The 13,793-nt window shown below is 67.0% G+C and carries 13 protein-coding genes, 1 tRNA gene and 1 riboswitch; of the genes, 7 read left to right on the top strand and 7 right to left on the bottom strand.

Annotation, left to right across the window (positions count from 1 at the left end; translation table 11 throughout):
• Positions 1 to 2 precede the first annotated feature (2 nt).
• The 3 genes from ACZ50Q_RS18225 to ACZ50Q_RS18215 all read right to left on the bottom strand — a co-directional run bounded on the left by ACZ50Q_RS18225 (position 3) and on the right by ACZ50Q_RS18215 (position 3,081).
• Positions 3 to 1,016 (bottom strand): LysR family transcriptional regulator, encoded by a 1,014-nt coding sequence (locus tag ACZ50Q_RS18225; RefSeq protein ID WP_092582527.1) that lies wholly within the window; start codon positions 1,014 to 1,016, stop codon positions 3 to 5.
• A gap of 45 nt (positions 1,017 to 1,061) precedes the next feature.
• On the bottom strand, positions 1,062 to 1,865 hold the full coding sequence (gene hutG, locus ACZ50Q_RS18220) for an N-formylglutamate deformylase (RefSeq protein WP_464079181.1): 804 nt from the start codon (positions 1,863 to 1,865) through the stop codon (positions 1,062 to 1,064).
• 172 nt (positions 1,866 to 2,037) lie between these two features.
• A complete protein-coding gene (locus tag ACZ50Q_RS18215) occupies positions 2,038 to 3,081 on the bottom strand; it encodes a LacI family DNA-binding transcriptional regulator (RefSeq protein ID WP_076521467.1) in 1,044 nt (347 codons plus the stop codon).
• A 141-nt stretch (positions 3,082 to 3,222) separates the two neighbouring features.
• Here ACZ50Q_RS18215 and ACZ50Q_RS18210 point away from each other — a divergent pair, with 141 nt between their 5' ends.
• The 4 genes from ACZ50Q_RS18210 to ACZ50Q_RS18195 all read left to right on the top strand — a co-directional run bounded on the left by ACZ50Q_RS18210 (position 3,223) and on the right by ACZ50Q_RS18195 (position 7,239).
• Entirely contained in the window at positions 3,223 to 4,572 is a 1,350-nt protein-coding gene (locus ACZ50Q_RS18210; RefSeq protein ID WP_464079180.1) for an MFS transporter, read from the top strand.
• The gene (locus ACZ50Q_RS18205; protein ID WP_464079179.1) at positions 4,569 to 5,948 is read left to right on the top strand and encodes an amidase; all 1,380 of its coding nucleotides are present in this window, start codon (positions 4,569 to 4,571) and stop codon (positions 5,946 to 5,948) included. Before ACZ50Q_RS18210 ends, ACZ50Q_RS18205 begins: the two co-directional genes overlap by 4 nt.
• Before the next feature lie 107 nt (positions 5,949 to 6,055).
• On the top strand, positions 6,056 to 6,739 hold the full coding sequence (locus ACZ50Q_RS18200; RefSeq protein WP_092582522.1) for a MarC family NAAT transporter: 684 nt from the start codon (positions 6,056 to 6,058) through the stop codon (positions 6,737 to 6,739).
• Between the two features lie 317 nt (positions 6,740 to 7,056).
• A complete protein-coding gene (locus tag ACZ50Q_RS18195; RefSeq protein ID WP_139208602.1) occupies positions 7,057 to 7,239 on the top strand; it encodes a hypothetical protein in 183 nt (60 codons plus the stop codon).
• A gap of 39 nt (positions 7,240 to 7,278) precedes the next feature.
• On the opposite strand, the gene ACZ50Q_RS18190 is transcribed toward ACZ50Q_RS18195, so the two are convergent.
• Positions 7,279 to 8,484 carry a DesA family fatty acid desaturase gene (locus ACZ50Q_RS18190; protein ID WP_092582520.1) on the bottom strand — a complete coding sequence of 402 codons (1,206 nt, stop codon included), beginning with the start codon at positions 8,482 to 8,484 and terminating at the stop codon, positions 7,279 to 7,281.
• A gap of 161 nt (positions 8,485 to 8,645) precedes the next feature.
• Entirely contained in the window at positions 8,646 to 9,932 is a 1,287-nt protein-coding gene (locus ACZ50Q_RS18185; protein ID WP_464079178.1) for an LLM class flavin-dependent oxidoreductase, read from the bottom strand.
• A 201-nt stretch (positions 9,933 to 10,133) separates the two neighbouring features.
• Positions 10,134 to 10,240, top strand: a riboswitch (TPP riboswitch).
• 99 nt (positions 10,241 to 10,339) lie between these two features.
• Between ACZ50Q_RS18185 and ACZ50Q_RS18180 the strand changes: the two genes are divergently transcribed.
• Entirely contained in the window at positions 10,340 to 11,791 is a 1,452-nt protein-coding gene (locus ACZ50Q_RS18180; RefSeq protein WP_464079177.1) for a sodium:solute symporter family protein, read from the top strand.
• An 86-nt stretch (positions 11,792 to 11,877) separates the two neighbouring features.
• Here ACZ50Q_RS18180 and ACZ50Q_RS18175 read toward each other — a convergent pair.
• A tRNA-Ala gene (locus ACZ50Q_RS18175) sits at positions 11,878 to 11,953 on the bottom strand.
• A 70-nt stretch (positions 11,954 to 12,023) separates the two neighbouring features.
• Complete coding sequence (gene xth / locus ACZ50Q_RS18170; RefSeq protein ID WP_464079176.1) at positions 12,024 to 12,806, bottom strand: exodeoxyribonuclease III; 783 nt, start codon at positions 12,804 to 12,806, stop codon at positions 12,024 to 12,026.
• 231 nt (positions 12,807 to 13,037) lie between these two features.
• On the opposite strand from xth, the gene ACZ50Q_RS18165 reads away from it, so the two are divergent.
• Positions 13,038 to 13,511 (top strand): DUF2778 domain-containing protein, encoded by a 474-nt coding sequence (locus ACZ50Q_RS18165; protein WP_092581760.1) that lies wholly within the window; start codon positions 13,038 to 13,040, stop codon positions 13,509 to 13,511.
• On the top strand, positions 13,511 to 13,792 hold the full coding sequence (locus tag ACZ50Q_RS18160; protein WP_254792093.1) for a hypothetical protein: 282 nt from the start codon (positions 13,511 to 13,513) through the stop codon (positions 13,790 to 13,792). Before ACZ50Q_RS18165 ends, ACZ50Q_RS18160 begins: the two co-directional genes overlap by 1 nt.
• Position 13,793 lies beyond the last annotated feature (1 nt).

The raw sequence follows: 13,793 nt of genomic DNA, 5'->3' as shown, positions 1-13,793 counted from the left end.
GCCTAGCGCCGCAGGCTGCGCCAGAGCGTGGCCGGCGGCAGGCCGAGGGCCGGGGCGAGCTCCTTGTGGATCAGGCGTTCCATCGCCATCAGGATCACGTCCCGCGCCTCGGCGGGCAGCTTGCCCACTTCCTGCTGGCGCGCGGCCAGGTACAGCGTGCGCGACAGGCTGGGATCGTCCGCGCGCGTGGCGCCCAGGTAGGGCGCCAGCGGCAGCACGCGCAACTGATCCAGGAAGTGGCGCGACTGCCAGATGCACAGCGGGGTGCTGATGCCGAATCCCAGGCCGGCCGTGACCAGGCTGAGCAACGGATCGGTGTTGTCGAATTCGTAGGTGCGCTCGATCATCACGCCGTGCGATTCGACCAGCCGGTCGATTTCGGCGCCGATGAACGAGCGGGCGCTGTAGCGGATGAACTGGGCGCGTTTGCCCAGTTCCTTGAGCGTATCGAGCCGGTCCATGTTCATCGACCGCGGCACGATCAGCACATAGGGTTCGCTGAACAGGCTGTACTTGCGGATCGTGGGCTTGCCGGCCGACGCGCTGGTGGTCACCACCAGGTCGAGCTGACGGTCTTCCAACTGCTTGTCCAGCACCGGGGTGATGCCGGACCACAGGCGGATCTGGCGCGACGCGCCGGACAGCCCGTGGATCAGCGTCGGCCCCAGCGTGCCCGCGAACGAGTCCACGCAGCCGAACCGCACGATGTTGCGCTTGGCCCGGCTGAGATTGCGCACGCTCTCGGTCATGTCGCCCGCCTGCGCCAGCAGGCGCGCGGCGTGTTCGAACAGCAGCTCGCCCGCGGGCGTGGGCCGCGCCGGGCGGGTGCTGCGATCCAGAAGCTCGGTCGACATGGCGGCCTCGAGCTGCTTGATCCGCTGCGACACCGCTGCCTGCGAAAACCCCAGCAGACGCGCCGCGCCCGAGACCGAGGCGGCTTCGACCACCGCCACCCAGGTCAGCAGCAGGCTCCACTCGGGATAGTTTTCCGTGGTGCTGAACGAAAAGCGGTTCATGGCGGCGTCCTGCTCGCGGCGCGCAATCGGTGTCAGCGCGGGGTGTCAGCGCGGACGCGCGACGGTCTGGCGCAGGGCGGCCGTCACCATGCCTTCGACCACCGGAATGACCTTGTCGGCCAGGTCGGGGCGATAGCCGTACGGGTAGGTCTCGTCCATGTAGGTGGACTGGCACATCTCAAGCTGGATGGCGTGCACGTTGTCGGCCGGCGCGCCGTAATGGCGCGTGATGTAGCCGCCCTTGAAGCGGCCGTTGACGGCCCAGGTGTAGTCCTTGCAATCGTCCAGCCGGGCCTGCACGGCGGCCAGGATGTCGGGCGCGCAGGCGGCGCCGTCGGACGTGCCGATGTTCAGGTCGGGCAGCTTGCCCTCGAACAGGCGCGGCAGCACGCTGGCGATGGAATGCGCTTCCCACAGCAGCACGGTGCCGTGCTCGGCCTTGATGCGGTCCAGTTCTTCGCGCAGCTTGGCGTGGTAGGGCTTCCAGTAGGCGTCCAGGCGGTGCGCGCGTTCCGCGTCCGTCAGCACGGCCTCGTCCTGGTACAGCGCCTCGCCGCGAAACGTCTGGGTGGGGCACAGGCCGGTCTTGGTCTGGCCGGGGTACAGGCTTTCATCGTTGGGCGGGCGGTTCAGGTCCACCACATAGCGCGAGTAGCGCGCGCCCAACACGGACGCGCCCAGCGCCTCGGCAAAGCGGTACAGCGTGTCCAGGTGCCAGTCGGTGTCGCCGGACTGCAGGGCCAGCGGCGTCATCTGCGGGCGCTGCGCGTCGGGAATCTGGCTGCCGAGATGGGGAATGGAGATCAGCAGCGGCGCGGCGCCGCGGCTGAAGTGATAGAGGTCGCTCAAGGGAAACTCCGGGGTGGCAAGGGCAATGGCAAGGGCGATGCGCCGCGGCACCGCCGCGGACGGCGGACGTTCGTATGCTAGGCAGCACGGCCCGCCGCGCGTTTTGCATCAGTTTAATGGATGTTGATGATCAGCCCCGCTGATGCAATGGGCGGGGGAGCCCCGGCGCGCGTCAGCCCGCAATCCTGCGGTTGCTGCTGTCGCGCACCACCAGCCAAGGCGCCAGCCGCTGGCTTGGCGGCTGGCCGCCGGCCAGCTTCTGCAGCAGCAGCTCCAGCCCCAGCCGGCCCATCTGGTGCATCGGCGAATGAATGGTGGTCAGGCCGATGGGCAGGGCGCCCGCCAGCGGCGTGTCGTTGTAGCCCACGATGGCGACGTCGCGGCCCGCCTCCAGGCCGTGGTCGCGCGCGGCGCCCATCACGCCAACGGCCAGGAAGTCGTTGACGGCGAAGATGGCGGTGGGGCGGTCGGCCGTGTCCAGCAGCCGGGCGCCCAGCGCCCGGCCCGCATCGGTGTCGAAGGGGCTGGCGATGCGCCAGTGCGCCGGAACCTCCACGCCGTGGCGCGAGCAGTAGTCCAGGAAGCCATTGGACCGGTCCCGGCCCGTGCTGGCGAAGGGCTCGCCCATCATGACGGCGATGCGCCGGTGGCCCATGGCCAGCAGGTGTTCGGCAGCCAGGCGTCCGCCCTCGATGTCGTCGCAGGTGACGGCGCAATGGCTGCCGGCGTGGCGGCTGACCAGCACGAACGGGACGTCGCGGGCCGCCAGGTCGGCCAGCAGCGGATTGGGCGGCGCGTCGTCCGGACCGCTGTGCGCGTCGCCCAGGATCAGGCCATCGACGCGGCGCGCGACGGCCATGTCGATGAGCTTGCGCTGCTTGTCGGGCACGTCCTGGGTGTTCGACACGAAGGTCAGGTAGCCGTGTTCGGCCGCGGCTTCGTCGATGCCTTCGTAGATGGTGGCCAGCACCATGTCGGACAGCCGGGGCACCAGCACGCCGATGGTGCGGCTACGCCGCGTTTTCAGGCTGGCCGCGTGGGGATTGGTCTGATAGTGCAACTCGGCGGCAAGCGCCCGGATGCGTTTCACGGTGTCCGGCGCGGCGGCGCCGCGCGCGTCGTCTTCGGATCCGTTCAGGACCCGCGACACGGTCGAAACGTTCAAACCGAGCTGCCGCGCCAGGCTTTGCAGGGTGACGGGGCGCGTTTTGTTCATGGGGCTGGAGGATACACGCGGAAATAGCGCAGGGGCGCGCATGGCGGCAACCTAGGGTTTACACCGAATCGATTTTTGGTTTTTTACCCCGTAGCATTGCCCGACCCAAACGTTTGGGTAAACCGATTGGATCGAAACGCTATGACAACTGAAAGCCAGAACTCCCGGTTCAGGTACCGGATCTTCACCATGGTCGTGCTGCTGGCGCTGATCAACTACATCGACCGCGGCGCCATGTCCTATGCCGCCGCGCACATCACCGGGGAATACGGCCTGGACCGGGGCGAGTGGGGCTCGGTGCTGGGTTACTTCGGTTACGGCTACATGGTCGGCGCGCTGTTCGGCGGCATGCTGTCCGACCGCTACGGCCCGCGCAAGGTCTGGATCGTGGCCGGCATCGCATGGTCGCTCTTCGAAATCGCCACCGCCTGGGCGGGGGACTTCGGCCTGGCCTTCCTGGGCGGGTCCGCGCTGGCGGGCTTTGCCACCATCCGCATCCTGTTCGGCGCCGCCGAGGGACCGGCGTATTCGATCATCAACAAGACCATCGCCAACTGGGCCACGACGCGCGAACGCGGCTTCGTGGTGGGCTTTGGCCTGCTGAGCACGCCGCTGGGCGCCTTGCTGACCGCGCCGGTGGCCGTGGGCCTGCTGACGCTGACCGACAGCTGGCGCGCCATGTTCTTCGTGCTGGGCGGGGCAGGGCTGGTCGTGCTGGTGTTCTTCATGCGCATCTTCACCGACCGCCCCGAAACCAATCCCCGCGTTTCCCCGCAGGAACTGGCAGAGATCCAGGCGTCGCGCGCGCAGTCGGCCGCCGCCGCCGAGGCCCCCGGCGCGCCGGCGCTGCCCTGGTGGAGCTTTTTCCGCAGCAAGACGCTGGTGCTGAACACGCTGGGCTATTTCTCGTTCATGTACGTGAATTTCCTGCTGCTGACCTGGACGCCCAAGTACCTGCAGGACAACTTCGGCTACAGCCTGTCCTCGCTCTGGTACATGGGCATGATTCCGTGGGTGGGCGCCTGCTTCACGGTGCTGCTGGGCGGCCGCATTTCGGACCTGCTGTTCAAGCGCACGGGCAGCCTGAAAGTCGCGCGCAGCTGGTTCGCCGCGGGGTGCCTGCTGGCCACCACGCTGTGCTTCCTGCTGGTGTCGCAGGCGCAGTCGGTGTTCGCCGTGATCGCCCTCATGACGCTGGCCAATGCGCTGAACGCCTTGCCCAACTCGGTCTACTGGGCCGTGGTGATCGACACCGCGCCCTCCAACCGCGTCGGCACCTTCAGCGGCCTGATGCACTTTTTTGCCAATATCGCGTCCATCCTGGCGCCCACGCTGACCGGCTACCTGACCGCCCGCCACGGTTATTCGGTGATGTTCATTGCGGCATCGGTCGCCACCGCGGTCGGCATGTTCGCTATGCTTCAGGTGCGTCCCGGCGTCGGGCCCCGCATGCCCGCCCGCCCGACGCTGCAACCTGGAGCCGCCAAATGACCGACCGCAGTGTTTCCGTCCCTCCGCTGGCCGTCGAGCCCGGCTTCTTCCGTGGCCGCTCCATCGCCGAACTGCAGCAGGCCATGGCCGACGGCGGGCTCACCGCGCAGGATCTGGTGCGCCACGCCGGCGCGGCGATCGAACGGCTCAATCCGCAGCTGAACGCCTTCGTCCACGTGGACATCGATGCCGCGCTGGCCGCGGCGCGCGATCGCGACGCCGAACGGGCGCAGGGTAGGGTCCGCGGGCCCCTGCACGGCATTCCGGTCGCCATCAAGGACAACGTCGATACGGCGGACATGCCCACCACGATGGGGGCGGCCCACTTCCTGGGCCACCGTCCGGGGGCGGACGCGCGTTGCGTGGCGCTGCTGCGCGAGGCCGGCGCCATCGTCGTGGGCAAGACGCTGACCCACGAATTCGCCTACGGTCCCACTGGCGACCGCAGCGTGCAGGGCGCCTCGCGCAATCCCTGGCGGACCAGCCAGATCACCGGCGGCTCCAGCGCGGGCAGCGCCGCCGCCGTGGCCGCGGGCATGGTGCCGGTGGCGCTGGGCACCGACACCGGCGGCTCGGTGCGCGTGCCATCCGCGCTGTGCGGCCTGGTCGGCTTCAAGCCCACGCATGACCGCATTGCGTCCGAGGGCGTGTTCCCGCTGTCGCCCACGCTGGAAGATCCCGGCGTGCTGGCCAATTCCGTGCAGGACGCGCAAATGTTCATGCTGGCGCTGAGCGCGGGCGCCATGGCCCCAACGGCTGGCGGCGATGACGCGCCGCGCGTGGCCTGGGTGCCCAACGCGCCATTCGCGATGGACGATGCGGCGGTCACGGCCTGCGTGCGCGCGGCGGCGCAGCGCCTGGCCGGCGGCCCGCTGAACGAGGCCCCGCAGGTCACCCGCCATGCGCGCGCGCTGCAAACCGCGCTGGGCGCCATCCAGCGCGCCGAAGCCTACGAAGTGCACGCCGAACGCGTCGACAGCCAGCCGGAGAAATTCGACCCGGAAGTGCTGGAGCGCCTGCGCGCGTCGCGCGGGGTGCTGGGCTGGGAATACGTACGCGCCATGAAGGAAAGAACCCGGCTGCAGGCGGAGTTCGCGCGCCTGTTCCAGGAATTCGACGTCCTGGCCCTGCCCACTGTCGCCATCACCGCGCCCGCGCTGCAGCAGCGCAGCGTGGCCGGTCCGGGCAGCGCCGGCGTGCGCGAGACCCTGCTGGGCCTGACCAATCCGTGGAATGTGCTGGGGCTGCCGGCCATCAGCCTGCCCGCGGGCCGGGTGAACGGCCTGCCTGTCGGCCTGCAGCTGGTTGCGGCGGCAGGCGCCGACGAGGCCTTGCTGGCGCTGGCGGCGCGCCGCTGGCATCCGCTGGGGGAATGACGCGCAAAGGCTGGTAAGGTAGAGGCGCGTGGCGCACCCCGCCGGCCGCCTCGCCGGCCGGGGTCCGATTGTGCGGGCGCGTGCCGCGCCCACTCTAGCGAGCCTCCATGACCGATGAACTGATCCAACTGGCCAAGCTGGTCAGCCTGGGCCTCGCGCTGATGCTGCCGCTGGCCAATCCGCTGACCTCCATGACGCTCCTGTTGTCGCTGGGCCAGCAGATTCCCTTCAAGGAGCGGCAGCGCCAGGTCACCCAGGCGGCGTTCTACGTGGTCGGCATCATGCTGGTGACGTACTACGCCGGCGCGCTGCTGATGAATACCTTTGGCATCTCCATTCCGGGCCTGCGCATCGCGGGCGGCCTCATCGTGGTGACCATCGGCTTCAGCATGCTGTTCCCCTCGGACCAGCCGCGTGCGCTGGAAGCCGAGGCGGCGGCCGACGCGCTCGAGCGCCAGAGCCCCAACATCGCGTTCGTGCCCCTGGCGCTGCCAGGCACGGCGGGGCCGGGCACCATCGCCATGATCATCAGCGGCGCGGCGTCGGTGGATACCGCCATCGCGCCCGATTACGCCAGGTGGGTCGTGGCCGTGACGCCGATCATCGTGTTCTCGCTGCTGGGCGTGCTGTTCTGGGTCTGCCTGCATTGGGCGGGCCGAATCGTGGCGGTGATCGGCAAGAGCGGCGTCGAAGCCATTTCGCGCGTCATGGGCTTCCTGCTGGTGTGCATGGGAGTCCAGTTCGTCATTAACGGCGTGCTCGAAATCATCGGCAAATATCCGAACGTGTGAACAGCCCCTGACTTTTGTCCGAAAAGGTCCGAAACGGGCTTGGCTGGCTGCTGTAACAAGGTAATGTGGAGTACATTGCGGTGTTGAAACTCATTTCGCAATGGCGTGGCTGCCTGGCTACGCGTTGCAGCGGTCTTGCAAGACCGAATCATGACTGCTTACCTCGTTCAGTCGGACGCGGGGACCAGCCCCGGGCCGATGTTGCATCCTGACTTGTCGCATCCCTCCAGTTACGCCTTTTGCATTGCTTCCGTGACCGCCGCTGCCGGCAGCCGTCGCACGGCCTGCGCGCGCGCCTGCCCGTGCCGGAGGCCGCGATGACGGCCTGGGTATTCTGGGTCGTCGGCGCCTTGGCGGCCATGGGTTTCGTCATGGCGCTGGTGCGCCGTCCCGGCGTTGTGCTCTACGACTGGTTCGCCACGCGGGCCCGCAGGCCGGCAACCGCTGACCAGACGCAGCCTGACGGCAAGGCGCCCAAGCCGGCCACCCAGGCCGGCTGACGGGCTGCCTGTGCCGCGCCGGCCCGCCAGCGGCGGCGCTCAGGCGTAGCGCGACAGGTCCCGCGCAAATCGGGACAGGCCAGTGATGCCGCTGCCGCTGGCCTGTGCCAGCCACGCGCGCAGTTGCTGCAGCAACTGGTCGCTGCTTGCGGACGAGCTTTCCCACAGTCGGGCCAGCGCCTGCCGCATGTCCACCAGCCGCTGCAACTGCTCCATCCCGCTGAGCGCGGAGTCCAGCTGGCTGCGCTGGGGCTCGCTCAGCAGCGCTTCCTGGCGCAACAGAAACTTGCGCAGCACCGACCGGCGCCATTTGAGCGTGGCGCGCGCGTCCACCTTCCTGCGCTCGCGCAGTTCGCGCAAGGCAGTCTGCTTGAGCAGCGCGCCAAAGCGGCGCATCACGTCGTAACGGTGGGTCTGCACCGCCTCCAGCGTGCGCAGGTCCGCCGCAAGGCCGGCCTGCGTGCGGTCGCGCAGCACGCGCTTGGGCGCCACGCGGCGCACCTTGGCCAGGCCCAGCGCCTGGAGAATGCGGATATACATCCAGCCCAGGTCGAACTCATACCACTTGCTGGAGAACTTGGCCGAGGTCGCATGCGCATGATGGTTGTTGTGCAGCTCTTCGCCGCCAATCACCAGGCCCAGGGGCGACAGGTTGGTGCTGGCGTCCGGACTGGAAAAATTGCGGTAGCCGACGAAGTGCCCCAGCCCATTGACCACGCCCGCCGCCCAAAAGGGGATCCACGCCATCTGAACGGCCCACACCGTCAGGCCCAGGGCGCCGAACGCCAGCAGGTCGATGACGAGCATGATGAGGATGCCCCAGGTGCTGTGGGGGGTGTAGACATTGCGCTCCAGCCAGTCGTCCGGCGTGCCGCGGCCGTAGCGTTCCAGCGTGGACGCCATCGACGCCTCGACGCGGTACAGGTCGGCGCCGCGCAGGAACACGCGCATCACGCCATACACCGCGGGCGAATGCGGATCGCCTTCGCGTTCGCATTTGGCGTGGTGCTTGCGGTGGACCGCGACCCATTCGCGGGTCTTCATGCCGCTGGTCAGCCAGAGCCAGAAGCGGAAGAAGTGGGCGACCGCGGGATGGAAATCCACGCCGCGATGGGTCTGGCTGCGATGCAGGTAGAGGGTGGTGCCCGCAATCGTGATGTGCGTAGCCGCGAGCGTGAAGAGGACGATCTGCCAGATGCTGAAATGAAACAGGCCGTGCGCAAGAAATTCCAGGAAGGATTGCATTCAAAAAACCAGGGATACGACTGTGGGGTAGCGGACGCAACGCCTGAGCCGAACCCCGCGTCGCCGCCCGGACGATTCTAGCGACCGCGCGGCGATACAAATATGGGGCCTGGTGGGTCGATCTATTGCTGGAACGGCAACAATGAAGGCCGGGCCACGGCTCAGCGTTGCGGCCTTTCCAGCCCCAAGTGGCCGCGCAGCGTGCGATGTTCATATTCGGTGCGGAACAGCCCGCGCCGTTGCAGCACGGGCACCACCTGCTCCACGAAGTCGTCGATCCCGCCCGGCAATGACGGCGGCATCAGGTTGAAGCCGTCGGCGCCTTCGTTCCTGAACCATTGCTCCATCCGGTCCGCAATCTGCTCGGGCGTGCCCACCATCGTGCAGTGGCCTCCGCCGGCCGCCAGCCGGCCCAGCAACTGGCGCACGGTGGGCTGTTCGGTTTCGATGATGCGCAGGATGGTGGCGTAGCGGCCCTTGGGGCCGGTGAATTCGGCCAAGGGGGGCAGGGGCGGCACGGGCGCATCCAGTTCCCAGCCGTTGCAGTCCTGCAGCACGAACATGCCCAACTGGCGCAGCGAGGCGTCGCTGGGCAGCAGTTCGTCCAGTTCGCGCTGCTTGGCGCGGGCCTCGGCTTCGGTCGAGCCCACGTAGGTCACCAGTCCCGGCATGATGGGCACGAAGGCATCGCGGCCCGCGGCGCGCACGCGCTGCTTGATGTCGCGGTAATAAGACTGCGCCGCGGCCAGGTCGTAGGCCACCGCGTAGATGGCTTCGGCGCGCCGCGCTGCCAGATCGCGGCCCTGGTCCGAGGCGCCGGCCTGGAACAGCACCGGGTGGCCCTGAGGCGGGCGCGGCACGGTCAGGGGGCCGTCGACCAGGAAATGCGCGCCATGGTGATGGATCTTGTGCAGGCGGTCGGGCACGCCATAGAAGCCCGCGCGATCAATGGCCAGCGCGTCGTCTTCCCAGGAATCGAACAGGCGCAGCGCGACGTCGACGAATTCCTCGGCGCGGGCGTAGCGCCAGTCGTGGCCCGGCATGGATTCGTAGCCGTGATTGCGCGCCTCGGCGTCGAACATCGACGTCACCACGTTCCAGCCCATGCGGCCGCCCGAGATGTGGTCCAGCGAGGCGACCATGCGCGCCGCGTGAAAGGGCGTGAAGAAGGTGCTGGAGACCGTGCTGATCAGGCCAATGTGCGTGGTGGCGCGTGCGATGGCCGCCATGGTGGTCAGCGGTTCCAGATACCAGCGCGGTCCATCGCCGATGTTGTCCATCGACTGCCCGTCGGCAAAGAAAATGGCGTCGAGCTTGCCGCGCTCGGCCGTGCGGGCCAGTTCCTCGTAGTAGCGGATGTCGCCCAGGCGCTCGGCCGCCGAGTCGGGGTGGCGCCAGGCCGCGCGGTGATGGCCGCAGCCGAAAATGAACAGGTTCAGGTGCATCATGGCGATCGGCTCGTCGGTTGCGTCGTCGGGGCGGCAGCGATGGCGGGGGCGTGGCGCCTGGGCGCCTGGGCGTTTTCCTGCCCGCCCTCGGGCGCCGCAAGCGGGCGAACTTAGCATAAAACCGCCAGGTGGGCGTGCGCCAGCGGCCACGCGCCCCGGGCGGGCCGCGTTGACATCGTCGCGCCGCTCTCCTAACCTTGCGGCAATTCCTGGGGGAGCTCTGTACGGGCTGAGATTCCGCGCCAACGCGGTAACCCTTTGAACCTGATCCGGGTAATGCCGGCGAAGGGAAGGACTCCGCAAGTCTCGCGCGCCCTCCCTGATTCCATTCATCATTCGGCCCTCCGCACGGCGGGCCGCCGCGTTGCGCGTCCGGCTCCAGGCCGTCCGCGGGAGGACCGACTTTCATGCTGACCCAAACCACCGCCCTGATGTGGCTGCTGCTGTTTTCCGGCGGCTTTGCCATCGCCAGCGTGCTCTATACGCGCCGCAAGCGCGGGACGCTGGAGGACTACATCGTGGCGCGCAATAGCCAGGGGTCCTTCGGCACGATCCTGACCCTGATGGCCTCCACATTGGGCGCCTGGATTCTCTTTTCGCCCGCCCAGGCGGCCACGTGGGGCGGGCTGGCGGCGGTCATCGGCTACGCGCTGGGATCGATGTCGCCGCGCCTGGTCATGATCCCGCTGGGACGGCGCATGCGCGAACTGATTCCGCACGGTCACACGCTGACCGAATTCCTGATGGCGCGCTACGGCCGGCCGATGTACGGGCTGGCGCTCTTCATCATGCTCTTTTACCTGTTCATCGCGCTGTCGGCCGAGATCACGGCCATCGCCAAGCTGGTTGCCATGCTGGCCCCCGTGCCGCTGTGGGCAACGGCCGCGATCGTGATGGGCACGACCTTGCTCTACACCACCTATGGCGGGCTGCGGTCGTCCATCTTCACCGATCAGGTGCAAATGATGATCATCGTGCCGTTGCTGGTGATCCTGTGCTTCTTCGGCTGGCAGGTGGCGGGGGGCGCCACGCCCACCATCGAGGCGCTGCAGGCCAAGGCCCCGCAATTGCTGGACCTGACCGATCCGGTCGGCGTGAAGGCGGGGCTGACGTTCTTCGTCGCCATCCTCCTGACCGGCATCTTCCACCAGGGCAACTGGCAGCGCATCTACGCCGCGCGCGATGCGCGCACCATGCGTAACGGCTTCCTGCTGGGCGGCGCGCTGGTGGCGCCGTTCATTTTCCTGATGGGCCTCTTTGGCCTGGCGTTCGTCGCGCTCGCGCCCGCGGGCGACAGTTCGATCGCGCTGTTCAGCGTCATCATGCCGAACGCCCCGGTCTGGTTCGTCATCGCCCTGATTCCCCTGGGGCTGGCCCTGGTCATGAGCACCGCCGATACCGCGATCAGCGCCGTGACGAGCATCATCGCGGTCGACCTGCGCCGCCTGATGCCCCATGCCCAGGGCGCGACCATGAAGCGCCTGGCGCGCTGGCTGGTGCTGCTGATGGCGATTCCCGTCATGATCGTGGCCTCGCAGGGCTACAGCGTGCTGTACCTGTTCCTGCTGGCCGACCTGCTGTGCTCGGCCGCCGCCTTCCCCGTCTTCTACGGCCTGTTCAGCCGCAAGCACGACGGCTTCACCGCCACGGCCGCCACGATCGCGGGCCTGATCGCCGGGCTGTTCTTCTTTCCCGCGCCGGGGGACAAGCCGGTATTCCTCTTGGAATCGTTCCTGCTGGCGGCATTTGTGCCGGTGGTGGTGACGGTATTGATCCGTCTGGTGCTGCGCGGGCGCAAGGAATTCGATTTCGCGACGCTGAGCGCGGCGGTGCGCAGGCTGGATCAGGACAGGGTCTAAAGGTCTGAGAAGTACGCGGCCCCGATGGGCCGCATAAAACAAAAAAGCCCTGGACCACAAGGTCCAAGGCTTTTCCGTCTGGAATTTGGTGGAGCGGAGGAGGATCGAACTCCCGACCTTCGCATTGCGAACGCGACGCTCTCCCAGCTGAGCTACCGCCCCAAATCAAGCAAGACCAGAAATATACAGGAATTCAGTAGGCCTGCGCAACACGTTCCGGCGCACCGCCGCGTCAGGCGAACTCGAGCGTCGCAATGACCGGCGCGTGGTCGGACGGCTGCTCGTTGCGGCGGGGTTCCTTGTCGATGACGCAGGCGACGCAGCGCTTGACCAGCGGGGCGGACAGCAGCACGTGGTCGATGCGCAGGCCGGCGTTGCGGCGGAAGGCGAATTGGCGGTAATCCCACCAGCTGAACGACTTTTCCGGCTGCTCGAACAGGCGGAACGAGTCGGTCAGACCCAGGTCCAGCAGGGAGCGCAGCGCCTGGCGCTCCGGCTCGGACACCAGGACCTGGCCTTCCCACTTCTCGGGGTTGTGCACGTCCTCGTCGGCCGGCGCGACGTTGTAGTCGCCCAGCACGGCAAGGCGCGGGAACTGCTTGATCTCGTCGGCCAGCCAGTTGCGCATGGCCTCGAACCATTCCAGCTTGTAGGTGTACTTGTCCGACCCGACCGACTGGCCATTGGGGCAATAGGCGCACACGACGCGCACGTCGCCCTCGGGGCTGGGGAAGGTCAGGGCCAGCACGCGCTGCTGGGCGTCTTCATAGCCGGGGATGTTGCGCACCATGGTCGTGCCGGGCACGCGCGAAATGATCGCGACGCCGTTGTAGGTCTTCTGGCCGGCCCAGACCGCGTGGTAGCCGGCTTCCTTGAACGCCGCTTCGGGGAACTTGTCGTCGGTGAGCTTGAGTTCCTGGATGCACAGCACGTCGACGGGGTTGGCGGCGAGCCAGTCAAGGACCTGTTGCAGGCGCACGTTCAGGGAGTTGACGTTCCAGGTGGCGAGTTTCATGTTGTTGGTAGACCGGTGATTATTGCGATTGTCGGCGCTGCCGTTCAAGGACCGGTCTAGCTGCACATCTGGCTACGATCCGGGGTACAGGCAGCCGGTGCGAAGGACAAGGCCAGATGATACCTGCTTACGATTGGAGCCCATGAAAGGCAAATCTATCGGACCACGCCTATTCACCTATTTGGACGAATAGCGCACCCTGGCACCGTCGATCACATTTTGGAGCCGCCGATGTTCGAATGGGATTTCCTGCTCAACAGCCAACCCATGAGCAAGCTAAAAGGCCGTGGGCTGTCCGTGAATGCCTTCTCAGGAAAGGAGGGCCACTTCAACCAGTGTGAGTCCGCCTGCCTACGCAATGTGGGGCCAATTCCAGCCGGCAAGTATTACATTGTGGATCGGCCGACCAGTGGCCTGCGAAGTGCGATCAATACGTGGATAGGCGGCCGATGGGATTGGTTTGCTCTCTATGCTCAAGACAGTAAAGTGGACGATTGGGTTTTCTGCCATGAAGTTGAGCGCGGAAATTTCCGGCTACATCCCAAAGGCCGGAGGGGAATCAGCGAAGGGTGCATAACCATCGATAGCGCCTCGGACTTTGCGGCTGTGCGCAGGACGCTTTTGGGGAGCGAAGGTACCGCTATTCCCGGATCCGTACTCAAGGCTTACGGCATCGTGAACGTGCGATGCGCAAGGGGTCTTTGATGCGCAGGCTTTTGCGTTACTTTCTTCTGGCTCTTTGGCTTATCGTGTCGACGATCGGGTTGACGCTACTTTGGATTCGTGACCCGAGTTTGTGGGCCCCCATTCCGCAGTGGGTCTGGGAGCAAGTGAACCGGCACGTAGAGATTCGCTGCTGCGAAGAGGCCGCCGACGTCGAATACCTTGTGGTTTTTACCGCTGCAGCGATGACCGTGGTTCTGGCGACCGCGCTGATCTGGATTGCCGTGCGCGGTTTGCGTCGGTGCAAGACGCCTGTCCCGTAGT

It is taken from the genome of Achromobacter sp. T5-5, assembly GCF_055397965.1.
Note: the sequence above shows the minus strand (reverse complement) of the source record. Positions and strands in the feature narration are given on the sequence as shown.

Excerpts from the sequence above, each read along its gene's own strand:
- ACZ50Q_RS18225 (WP_092582527.1), bottom strand. The coding sequence starts at position 1,016 with ATGAACCGCTTTTCGTTCAGCACCACGGAAAACTATCCCGAGTGGAGC.
- ACZ50Q_RS18215 (WP_076521467.1), bottom strand. The coding sequence starts at position 3,081 with ATGAACAAAACGCGCCCCGTCACCCTGCAAAGCCTGGCGCGGCAGCTC.
- ACZ50Q_RS18210 (WP_464079180.1), top strand. The coding sequence starts at position 3,223 with ATGACAACTGAAAGCCAGAACTCCCGGTTCAGGTACCGGATCTTCACC.
- ACZ50Q_RS18205 (WP_464079179.1), top strand. The coding sequence starts at position 4,569 with ATGACCGACCGCAGTGTTTCCGTCCCTCCGCTGGCCGTCGAGCCCGGC.
- ACZ50Q_RS18200 (WP_092582522.1), top strand. The coding sequence starts at position 6,056 with ATGACCGATGAACTGATCCAACTGGCCAAGCTGGTCAGCCTGGGCCTC.
- ACZ50Q_RS18195 (WP_139208602.1), top strand. The coding sequence starts at position 7,057 with ATGACGGCCTGGGTATTCTGGGTCGTCGGCGCCTTGGCGGCCATGGGT.
- ACZ50Q_RS18190 (WP_092582520.1), bottom strand. The coding sequence starts at position 8,484 with ATGCAATCCTTCCTGGAATTTCTTGCGCACGGCCTGTTTCATTTCAGC.
- ACZ50Q_RS18185 (WP_464079178.1), bottom strand. The coding sequence starts at position 9,932 with ATGATGCACCTGAACCTGTTCATTTTCGGCTGCGGCCATCACCGCGCG.
- ACZ50Q_RS18180 (WP_464079177.1), top strand. The coding sequence starts at position 10,340 with ATGCTGACCCAAACCACCGCCCTGATGTGGCTGCTGCTGTTTTCCGGC.
- xth (WP_464079176.1), bottom strand. The coding sequence starts at position 12,806 with ATGAAACTCGCCACCTGGAACGTCAACTCCCTGAACGTGCGCCTGCAA.
- ACZ50Q_RS18165 (WP_092581760.1), top strand. The coding sequence starts at position 13,038 with ATGTTCGAATGGGATTTCCTGCTCAACAGCCAACCCATGAGCAAGCTA.
- ACZ50Q_RS18160 (WP_254792093.1), top strand. The coding sequence starts at position 13,511 with ATGCGCAGGCTTTTGCGTTACTTTCTTCTGGCTCTTTGGCTTATCGTG.